The 10,202-nt window shown below is 73.9% G+C and carries 9 protein-coding genes; 1 reads left to right on the top strand and 8 read right to left on the bottom strand.

Features of this window, described 5'->3' with window-relative positions; translation table 11 throughout:
• Positions 1-97 precede the first annotated feature (97 nt).
• The 8 genes from CLV37_RS12260 to CLV37_RS12290 all read right to left on the bottom strand — a co-directional run bounded on the left by CLV37_RS12260 (position 98) and on the right by CLV37_RS12290 (position 9,264).
• On the bottom strand, positions 98-775 hold the full coding sequence (locus CLV37_RS12260; protein WP_106210635.1) for a response regulator: 678 nt from the start codon (positions 773-775) through the stop codon (positions 98-100).
• Entirely contained in the window at positions 772-3,294 is a 2,523-nt protein-coding gene (locus CLV37_RS12265; RefSeq protein WP_106210637.1) for a DUF4118 domain-containing protein, read from the bottom strand. Before CLV37_RS12265 ends, CLV37_RS12260 begins: the two co-directional genes overlap by 4 nt.
• 41 nt (positions 3,295-3,335) lie before the next feature.
• A complete protein-coding gene (gene kdpC, locus CLV37_RS12270; RefSeq protein WP_106210639.1) occupies positions 3,336-3,929 on the bottom strand; it encodes a potassium-transporting ATPase subunit KdpC in 594 nt (197 codons plus the stop codon).
• 5 nt (positions 3,930-3,934) lie between these two features.
• Complete coding sequence (gene kdpB / locus CLV37_RS12275; RefSeq protein ID WP_106210641.1) at positions 3,935-6,040, bottom strand: potassium-transporting ATPase subunit KdpB; 2,106 nt, start codon at positions 6,038-6,040, stop codon at positions 3,935-3,937.
• Entirely contained in the window at positions 6,037-7,710 is a 1,674-nt protein-coding gene (kdpA, locus tag CLV37_RS12280) for a potassium-transporting ATPase subunit KdpA (protein WP_106210643.1), read from the bottom strand. The genes kdpB and kdpA overlap by 4 nt, the downstream gene beginning before the upstream one ends.
• On the bottom strand, positions 7,710-7,799 hold the full coding sequence (gene kdpF / locus CLV37_RS27590; RefSeq protein WP_170127220.1) for a K(+)-transporting ATPase subunit F: 90 nt from the start codon (positions 7,797-7,799) through the stop codon (positions 7,710-7,712). Before kdpF ends, kdpA begins: the two co-directional genes overlap by 1 nt.
• Positions 7,796-7,942 carry a hypothetical protein gene (locus CLV37_RS27595; RefSeq protein WP_170127221.1) on the bottom strand — a complete coding sequence of 49 codons (147 nt, stop codon included), beginning with the start codon at positions 7,940-7,942 and terminating at the stop codon, positions 7,796-7,798. Before CLV37_RS27595 ends, kdpF begins: the two co-directional genes overlap by 4 nt.
• A gap of 365 nt (positions 7,943-8,307) precedes the next feature.
• Entirely contained in the window at positions 8,308-9,264 is a 957-nt protein-coding gene (locus CLV37_RS12290) for an aldo/keto reductase (RefSeq protein WP_106210647.1), read from the bottom strand.
• 102 nt (positions 9,265-9,366) lie between these two features.
• Between CLV37_RS12290 and CLV37_RS12295 the strand changes: the two genes are divergently transcribed.
• Positions 9,367-10,194: a helix-turn-helix domain-containing protein gene (locus tag CLV37_RS12295; protein WP_106210649.1), complete on the top strand. Its 828-nt coding sequence runs from the start codon at positions 9,367-9,369 to the stop codon at positions 10,192-10,194.
• Positions 10,195-10,202 lie beyond the last annotated feature (8 nt).

Raw genomic sequence — 10,202 nt, forward strand, 5'->3', positions numbered from 1 at the left:
ACGCCGGTGCGCGGAGCCTCGGTCCCGCGGCGTCGACGGCCGCGGTCCCGCCCCCACCGCTGTCGCGGTGCGGAACGGTCACGCCCGTCCGGACGCGTCACATCTCGAACCGGTACCCCATCCCGGGTTCGGTGATGAGGTGCACGGGCGCGCCGGGGACCTTCTCCAGCTTGCGCCGCAACTGCCCGACGTAGACGCGCAGGTAGTTCGTCTCCCGCCCGTAGTTCGGGCCCCAGACCTCCTGCAGCAGCTGGGTCTGGCTCACGAGCCGGCCCGCGTTGGTCACGAGGACCTGCAGCAGGTGCCACTCGGTCGGGGTGAGCTTCACGGGCTCGCCGTCGCGGGTGACGGTGCGGCGGGCGAGGTCGATGTGCAGGTCGCCCACGTCGACGACGTCGGGGGCGGCGTCGCTCACCGCGCCCCGGCGCACCGCGGCGCGCAACCGCGCCAGCAGCACGTCCATCGCGAAGGGTTTCGTGACGTAGTCGTCGGCGCCGGCGTCGAGGGCCTCGACGGCGTCGGTCGAGGCGGTGCGGGCCGTCAGCACGATGATCGGCACGGGGCTCCAGCCGCGGATCCCGGCGATGACCTCCAGCCCGTCGAGGTCGGGCAGGCCCAGGTCGAGCAGGACGACGTCGGGGTGGGTCGCGGCGGCCGCCTCCAGCGCCGAGGCCCCGTCGGCGGCGACGGTGACGTCCCACCCGCGCGCGCTGAGGTTGATCGACAACGCCCGCCGCAGGCCCGGCTCGTCGTCGACCACGAGCACTCGGCTCATGCCGGCCGGACCTCCGCGAGTTCGTGGGTGTGACCGGCCAACGGTAGGTCCAGCACCATCGTCAGGCCGCCACCGGGGGTGTCCTCGGCCTGCAGGCGGCCCCCGACGGCCTCGGCGAGCCCGCGGGCGACGGCCAGGCCCAGCCCGAGCCCGGCCGTCGAGCGGTCGCCGAGGCGCTGGAACGGGGTGAAGGCGCGTTCCTTGGCGGCGCCGGGCAGGCCGGGGCCGTGGTCGACGACGAGCAGCCGCACGCTCTGGTGGCCGTCCTCGGTGGCGACGACCGCCTCGACCTGCACGCCCGTCCCGCCGTGCCGGACGGCGTTCTGCACGAGGTTGGCCACGACCCGCTGCAGCAGGCCCGGGTCGGTGGAGACCGGCGGCAGGTCCACCGGGACGAGCGAGCGCACCCCGGGCAGGTCGCGCACCGCGGCGTGCACGACCTCGTCGAGGTCGACGACGACGAGGTGGGGTTCGACGACGCCGCTGCGCACGCGGGTCAGGTCGAGCAGGTCGTCGATGAGGCCCTGCAGGCGGTCGGCGGAGTTGCCCACCTCGGCCAGCAGTTCGTCGCGCACCTCCTCGGGCAGTTCGATGTCCTTGGCCCGCAGGCTGTCCAACGAGGCCTTGAGGGTCGCCAGCGGGGTCCGCAGGTCGTGGGAGACGGCCGTCAGCAGCGCCCCGCGGACGGCGTCGCCCTCCTCGAGCCGGCGCACCTGCGCGGCCTCGGCGCGCAGCCGCTGCTTCTGCCGGATCGCGGCGACCTGCGCGGCGAACGCCTCCAGGACCCGCCGGTCGTCGGCGACGAGGAGGCGGCCGCGCAGGACCAGGCACGTCAGCTCGTCGACGACCACCTCGGCGTCGGCGTCGGTGGGCTGGGTGCACACCGGGTCGCCCGTGGCGGCGGCCACCGTCCACGGCGAGCGGACGTCGGTGCGCTCGAGCAGCGTGACGGAGTCGACGGCGAACGTCTCGCGGGTGTGCCGCAGCGCCTCGGTCAGCGGGTCGGCGGCCAGCAGCGCCGTGCGGGTCAGCACGGACAGGGCCTCGGACTCGGCCCGGGACCGGTGCGCGTCCCGCGTGCGCCGGGCCGCGGTGTCGACGGTGCTGGACACCGCCAGGGCCACGAGCAGGAACACCGCGAGGGCGACGGCGTTGGCGGGCTGGGCGATCGTGAACTGGTGGACGGGCTGGGTGAAGAACCAGTTCACGGCCAGGCCCGCGACCAGGGCCGCGGCCAGCGCGGGCAGCACCCCGCCGACGAGGGCGGCCGCGACGACGACCACGAGGAAGGCCATGAGGTCGGTCGACAGGTCCTGGTGCGGCAGCGCGGCGAGGAGGCCGGTGACCGCCAGGGGCCCGGCCAGGGCCACGACCCACCCCAGCAGCCGCCGGGAACCGGGCAGCGCCGCGCCCGCGCGCCGGGGCAGCGCGAAGGGGCGGGCCTGCTGGTCGTGGGTGACGACGAGGACGTCGATCGCGCCCGCCCCGCGCACGACGCCGTCCCCGACGCTGCGCCGGAACAGCGACGCGAGGGGCCGGTGCCGGCTGGCGCCGACGACGATCTGGGAGGCGTTGACGCCGCGGGCGAACTCCAGCAGGGACGTCGCGACGTCCTCGCCGACCACCTGGTGGTAGGTGCCGCCGAGGGTCTCGACGAGTGCGCGCTGCTCGGCCAGCCGGGCGGGGGAACTGCGGACGAGCCCGTCGCCGCGCGCGACGTGGACGGCGTGCAGTTCCCCACCGGCGCCCCGGCCGGCCAGCCGGGCGGCGCGGCGCACCAGCGTCGAGCCCTCCGCTCCCCCGGTCAGCGCGACGACGACGCGTTCGCGCGCGGGCCACGTCGCCTCGATGCCCTGCTGGGCGCGGTAGCGCTCCAGGCCCTCGTCGACGCGGTCGGCCAGCCACAGCAGCGCCAGTTCGCGCAGCGCCGTGAGGTTGCCGGTGCGGAAGTAGTTCGACAGGGCGGCGTCGACGCGTTCGGGGGCGTAGACGTTGCCGTGAGACAGCCTGCGCTGCAGCGCCTCGGGGGTCATGTCGACGAGCTGCACCTGGTCGGCCGAGCGCAGCACGGCGTCCGGGATCGTCTCGCGCTGTTCGATGCCGGTGATGTGCTCGACGACGTCGTTGAGGGACTCCAGGTGCTGGATGTTCACCGTCGAGACGACGTCGACGCCGGCGTCCAGGAGGTGCTGGACGTCCTGCCACCGCTTGGGCCGTTCCGAGCCCGGCGCGTTCGTGTGGGCCAGCTCGTCGACGACCACGATCTCCGGCCGCCGGCGCAGGACCGCGTCCACGTCGAGCTCACCGACCTCCAGCCCGCGGTGCTCGACGATCCGCCGCGGCAGGACCTCCAGCCCCGCCAGCAGCGCCTCGGTCCGTTCCCGGTGGTGGCACTCGACGAGCCCGACGACGACGTCCGTGCCGCGCGCGAGGCGGCGGTGGGCCTCGTCGAGCGCGGCGAAGGTCTTGCCGACGCCGGGGGCGGCTCCGAGGAACACCCGCAGCCGCCCCCGCCGCACGAGGTCCGGCGCAGGGCTCACCTCCCCAGTGTGCGGCACGTTCAGGACGCCAGGGCCTGCAGCGCGAGGTTGAGCTCCAGGACGTTCACGGTGGGCTCGCCCAGGAACCCGAGCTGGCGGCCCGCGGTGTGCTGCGCGACGAGGTCGGCCACCTGCTGCTCGCTCAGCCCGCGGGCCCCCGCGACCCGGGCGACCTGCTGGCGGGCGTACTCCGGGGAGATGTCGGGGTCGAGCCCGGAACCGGAGGCGGTCAGGGCGTCGGGGGCCACGTCGGCGGGGTTCGTCCCGTCGGCCGCGGCGACGGCGGCGCGCCGCTCCTCGACGGCCTTCAGCAGGTCCGGGTTGTTCGGGCCCAGGTTCGAGGCACCCGAGGAGGTCGGGTCGTAGCCGTCCTTCCCGGCCGCCGACGGGCGCGGCCAGAACCACTGGTCGCCGGTGAAGGCCTGGCCGATGATCCGGGACCCGACCGCGGTCCCGCCGGAGCTGACGATCTGGCCGTCGGCGCGGCCGGGGGTGAGCCGGCCGATGCCGAAGACCGCCAGCGGGTACAGGACCCCGAGGACGACGGTGGCGGCGATCAGCAGGAGCAGACCGGTGCGGGCCTGCCGCACGAGGTTGGCGAAGGTGAGGGACATTCTGATCAGCCGATTCCGGGGATCTGGGAGACGAGCAGGTCGATGAGCTTGATGCCGATGAAGGGCACGACGACGCCCCCGAGGCCGTAGACCCACAGGTTGCGCCGCAGCAGGGCCGCGGCGCTGGAGGGCCGGTACCGCACCCCGCGCAGGGCCAGCGGGATGAGGGCGACGATGACGAGGGCGTTGAACACGACGGCCGAGACGATGGCGCTCTCGGGGGTCGCCAGCCGCATGACGTTCAGGGCGTCGAGGCCGGGGAACGTCGTGACGAACATCGCCGGGATGATGGCGAAGTACTTGGCGATGTCGTTGGCGATGGAGAACGTCGTCAGCGCCCCGCGGGTGATGAGCAGCTGCTTGCCGATCTCGACGATCTCGATGAGCTTGGTCGGGTTGGAGTCCAGGTCGACCATGTTCCCGGCCTCCTTGGCCGCGGTCGTCCCGGTGTTCATCGCGACCCCGACGTCGGCCTGGGCCAGGGCCGGGGCGTCGTTCGTGCCGTCGCCCATCATCGCGACCAGCCGGCCGCCGGACTGCTCGCGCCGGATGAGTTCCAGCTTGTCCTCGGGGGTGGCCTCGGCGAGCACGTCGTCGACCCCGGCCTCCACGGCGATGGCGCGTGCGGTCCGCTCGTTGTCGCCGGTCACCATGACGGTGCGGATCCCCATGGCGCGCAGCTGCTCGAACCGTTCGCGCATGCCCTCCTTGACGACGTCCTTGAGGTGGATGACGCCCAGCACCCGGGCGTGGTCCCTGCCGTTCGCCGTGACGTTCTCGGCGACGACCAGCGGGGTCCCGCCCGCGGTGGAGATGTCCTCCACGACCTGACCGACCTCGGCGGGCACCTCACCCCCGAGGGTGCGCACCCAGTGCGTCGCGGCGGCCGCGGCGCCCTTGCGGATCTCGCGGCTGCCCTGACCGGTCGACAGGTCCACCCCCGACATCCGGGTCTGGGCGGTGAACGGCACGAACACGGCCCCGGGCAGTTCACCCTCGGAGCGGGCCCGCAGCCCGAACTGCTCCTTGACGAGGACGACCACGGACCGCCCCTCGGGGGTGGCGTCGGCCAGGCTCGACAGCTGCGCGGCGTCGGCCAGGACCGACAGCGTCACGCCGGGGGCGGCGACGAGCTCGTGCGCCTGCCGGTTCCCGAGGGTGATGGTCCCGGTCTTGTCCAGCAGCAGGGTCCCGACGTCCCCGGCGGCCTCGACGGCCCGGCCGGACATCGCCAGGACGTTGCGCTGGACGAGCCGGTCCATGCCGGCGATGCCGATGGCGGACAGCAGCGCGCCGATGGTGGTGGGGATGAGGCAGACCAGCAGCGCGACGAGGACGACGAGGCTCTGGGGCTTGCCCGAGTAGATCGCCATGGGCTGCAGCGTGACCACGGCCAGCAGGAACACCAGGGTCAGGCTGGCGAGCAGGATGTTCAGCGCGATCTCGTTGGGGGTGCGCTGGCGGGCGGACCCCTCGACGAGCGCGATCATCCGGTCGACGAAGCTCTCGCCGGGTTTGGCGGAGATGCGGACCACGATGCGGTCGGACAGGACGGTCGTGCCGCCGGTGACGGCGCTGCGGTCGCCGCCGGACTCCCGGATGACGGGGGCGGACTCGCCGGTGATGGCCGACTCGTCGACGCTGGCGACGCCCTCGACGACGTCCCCGTCGCCGGGGACGGTCTCCCCCGCCTCGACGACGACGAGGTCACCGACGCGCAGCTGCGCCGAGGAGACCCGCACCTCGTCGCGGCCGTGGTCCAGGCGGCGGGCGACGGTCTCGGTGCTGACCTTGCGCAGCGAGGCGGCCTGCGCCCGGCCGCGCCCCTCGGCGACGGCCTCGGCGAGGTTGGCGAACAGGACGGTGATCCACAGCCAGGCGACGATGACCCAGGCGAACACGGACGGGTCGGTGACGGCCAGGACCGTGGTGAGGACGGCGCCGAGACCGACGACGAACATGACGGGGGTCTTGACCAGGTGCCGCGGGTCGAGCTTGCGGAACGCGTCCGGCAGGGACTGGACGAGCTGGCGGGGGCTGAACGCACCGCTGGCGACGCGGCGCGGGGCCGCCGGTTCCTGCGTGTCGGGGATCGGGGTGAGGGTGGTCACGACTGGGCTCCAGAGACGGCCTCGGCGATCGGGCCGAGGGCCAGGGCGGGGAAGAACGTCAGGGCCGTCACGACCACCACGACGGCCAGGTGCATCCCGGCGAACGTCGGGGTGCGCGTCGGCAGGGTCCCGGCGGTGGCGGCCGCGGGTTTCTGCGCCGCGAACGCGCCGGCCAGGGCGAGGACGAACACCATCGGCAGGAAGCGGCCGAGGTAGATCGCCAGCCCGAGGGCGGTGTTGTAGAACGGGGTGTTCGCGCTGAGCCCGGCGAAGGCGGAGCCGTTGTTGTTGGCGGCCGAGGCGAACGCGTAGAGCATCTCCGTCAGACCGTGCGGGCCGGAGTTCAGCAGCGCAGAGCGGGTGTCGGCGTCCGACAGCGCGATGGCCGACCCGGTGAGCAGGACGCCGGGGGTGACGAGGATGTACAGCGCGGCGTAGGTGATCTCCTTCTGCCGGATGCTCTTGCCCAGGTACTCCGGCGTGCGCCCGACCATCAGCCCGGCGACGAACACCGTGATGATCGCCAGCACGAGCATCCCGTACAGACCCGAGCCGACACCGCCGGGGGTGACCTCGCCCATCATCATGTTGAGCATGACCGTGCCGCCGCCGAGCGGGGTGTAGCTGTCGTGGAACGAGTTCACCGCACCGGTCGAGGTGGACGTCGTCGCCGTGGCGAACAACGTCGAGGCCCACTCGCCGAACCGGGTCTCCTTGCCCTCCATCGCCGAGCCGACGGCCTGCGGGACGGCGCCGTAGCCGCGCGTCTCCGACCACGTCGTGACGGCCAGGGAGACGGTGAAGACGGCGCCCATCACCGCCAGGATCGCGTTGCCCTGGCGGCGGTCGCCCACCATGGTCCCGTACGTGCGGGGCAGGCTGAACGGGATGACGAGGATGAGCAGGATCTCGAAGAGGTTCGAGAAGGGGGTCGGGTTCTCGAAGGGGTGCGCGGAGTTCGCGTTGAAGAACCCGCCGCCGTTGGTCCCCAGCTCCTTGATGACCTCCTGGGAGGCGATCGGACCGCCGACGATCGTCTGCGTGCCGCCCGCCAGCGTCGTGTACGTGGTGCCGCCGGAGAAGTTCTGCACCACGCCCGTCAGCAGCAGCGCGACCGCGCCGAGCACCGAGAGCGGCAGCAGGATGCGCAGCGTGGCGCGGGTCAGGTCGACCCAGAAGTTGCCGATGGTTCCGCCGGCCCGGGAGACGAGGCCGCGCACCAGGGCCACCGCGACGGCGAGGCCCACCGCGGCGGACAGGAAGTTCTGCACGGCCAGGCCGGCCATCTGGACCAGGTGCCCGACGGCGGACTCCCCGGAGTAGGACTGCCAGTTCGTGTTGCCCACGAAGGAGACGGCCGTGTTCCACGCCTGGGTGGGTTCCATGCCCGCCATGCCCAGCGACAGCGGCAGGAAGTGCTGCAGGCGCAGGAACGCGTACAGGAACAGGATCGAGACGGTCGAGAAACCCAGCACCCCGAGGGCGTAGGTGGGCCAGCGGACCTCGGCGTCCCCGTCGACCCGCAGCACCCGGTACAGGCCGCGCTCGACGCGCAGGTGGCGGGCACCGGTGAAGGTGCGGGCCATGAAGTCGCCCAGCGGGACGTGCACCGCCGCCAGGACGACGACGAGCAGCCCGATCTGCAGGAGCCCTGCGGTCGCGTCGCTCATCAGAACTTCTCCGGACGCAGCAGGGCGTACAGCAGGTAGCCGGCGGTCACGACGGCGAGCACGAGGCCCACCGCCGCCGTGGCGCTCACCGGCGCTCCAGCGCGCGGACCAGCAGGCCGCCGAGCGCTGCGAGGGCGAGGGTCAGGGCGATCAGCCCGACGTCGAGCACGAGGACTCCAGGGGGAGGTGGATCGGTGAACGTCTCCACCACACCACCGGACCGCAGGTCCACCGGCCGTCCTGACGCGTCCTTGACGCCGTCCTGACGCGCCTTGACGGGAGCCTGACGCGGGTTCGGCGCCGTTCACCGCGCGGCGTCGGCCCCGCGGCCCCACAGTTCGCGCCCGAGGTGCGCGGACCCGGCGGGCGGTCGACGTGCACCGCCCGCCGGGTCCGGTGATCAGGCCCTCAGGCCTTGCGCAGCGCCGTCAGCAGCACGGCACCGTAGATGACCAGCAACTTGCGAGACATCGGCTTCCCCCTCGGACCGATCCATCCCTGGGCACGCCCCCCTTGGATGCCCGGTACCAGGGTGCCAGAGTCGTTGCTCCGAACGGGTGACAACCGCCGAAGTCGTCCGGGAGGTCGCAGCCGGGCTCAGTTGCCCACGCCGAGCCCGGCCATGAACGCGGCCGGGTAGCGGTCGCCGCGCGCCGCACCGGGCGGCAGCACCTCCTCGAGCCGGTCGAGGTCGGCCCGGGTCAGCTCCACGTCCAGCGCCGGCAGCGCCTCGGCCAGCCGCTCCCGCGTCCTCGCCCCCACCAGCGGCACGACGTCCGGTCCCTGCGCCAGGACCCAGGCGACGACGAGCTGGGCGACCGTGCAGCCCTTGCCGTCCGCCACCGCGCGCAGCGCCTCGACCAGCTCCAGGTTGTGCTCGACGTTGCCGGGGGCGAACCGCGGGCTGCGGCTGCGCACCGGGTCCGCCGAGCGCTGCCGGCTCCAGTGGCCCGAGATGAGCCCACGGCCCAGGACGCCGTAGGCCGTCATCCCGATCCCCAGCTCGCGCAGCGTCGGCAGCACCTCGGCCTCGACCGCCCGGGAGATGATGGAGTACTCGATCTGCAGGTCCGCCACCGGGTGGACGGCGTGCGCGCGGCGCACCGTCTCGGCGTCCACCTCCGACAACCCGACCCGCCGGACGTAGCCGGCCTCGACGAGGTCGGCGATGGCCCCGACGGTCTCCTCGATCGGCACCCGCGGGTCGCGGCGGGCGGGCCGGTAGACGTCGACGTGGTCGGTCCCGAGCCGCACGAGGGAGTACGCGAGGGAGTTCTTCACCGCCTCGGGGCGGCCGTCGAAACCGGAGGGCAGACCCGCCGGGGTCAGCAGCGCGCCGAACTTCACGCTCAGCCGGTAGCTGTCGCGGTCCACCCCCCGCAGCGCCTCGGCCAGCAGCATCTCGTTGTGGCCGGCCCCGTAGAAGTCGCCGGTGTCGATCAGGGTGACGCCCGCGTCGAGCGCGGCGTGGACGGTGGCGATGCTCTCGTCGCGGTCGGCCGGTCCGTACGCGCCGGACATGCCCATGGCCCCCAGGCCCAGGTGCTTCGTCATGGCGCCACCCTGCGCCCGCTCCCCCGGCCGCGGGAGCGGAGCACCTGTCGTGGGAGCGGCGCTCCCTGGCTCGGCGTCCCGGGCGGCGCGCAGGATGGCGGGGTGGACCGTGACGCGCTCGCCGACTTCCTGCGCCGCCGCCGCGAGGCGGTGTCCCCGGCCGAGGTGGGCCTGGCCGACGGCCCGCGACGGCGGACGGCGGGACTGCGGCGCGAGGAGGTCGCGCTGCTGGCCGGGATGTCCGTCGACTACGTCGTGCGCCTGGAGCAGGGACGCAGTTCCCAGCCCTCGCCGCAGCTGCTGACCGCGCTGGCCCGCGCGCTGCGCCTGAGCGACGACGAGCGGGCCCACGTCTTCCACCTCGCCGGCCACCAGCCCCCGCCCGTGGACGCCCTGGCGCGCGCCGGGATGCTGCGGGTCCTGGACCTGCTGGACCGCGTCCCGGCGATGGTGCTGTCCGACCTCGGCGAGGTGCTGGCGCAGAACCGGGCGTCCCGGCTCCTCGTCGGTGACCAGCGCGCCGAGGGCGACGACCGCTACCTGGTCCACCGCTGGTTCGCCCACCCCGGGCGGTGGGACGCGCACGACCCGGCCGAGCGGGACCGGCACACCCGCGAACTCGTCGCCGACCTGCGCGCGGCGCACGGCCGGCGACGCGGGGACCCCGAGGTGACCCGGCTGGTCGCCCGGCTGGAGTCGACGAGCCCCGAGTTCGCCGCGCTGTGGGCCGAGCACGAGGTCGCGGTCCGCCGGGCGGACCGCAAGACGGTCCTGCACCCCCGGGTCGGCCCGCTGGTGCTGGACTGCGAGACCCTCCTGAGCGCCGACCAGCGGCAGCGGCTGGTCGTCCTGACGCCCGCCGACACGGCCTCGCGGGAGGCGCTGGACCTGCTGCAGGTCCTGGGCACGGAGGTCTTCGAGCCGTCGTAGTCTTCCGG

Origin of the sequence: Kineococcus rhizosphaerae (assembly GCF_003002055.1) — a bacterium.
GTDB classification, from domain to species: domain Bacteria; phylum Actinomycetota; class Actinomycetes; order Actinomycetales; family Kineococcaceae; genus Kineococcus; species Kineococcus rhizosphaerae.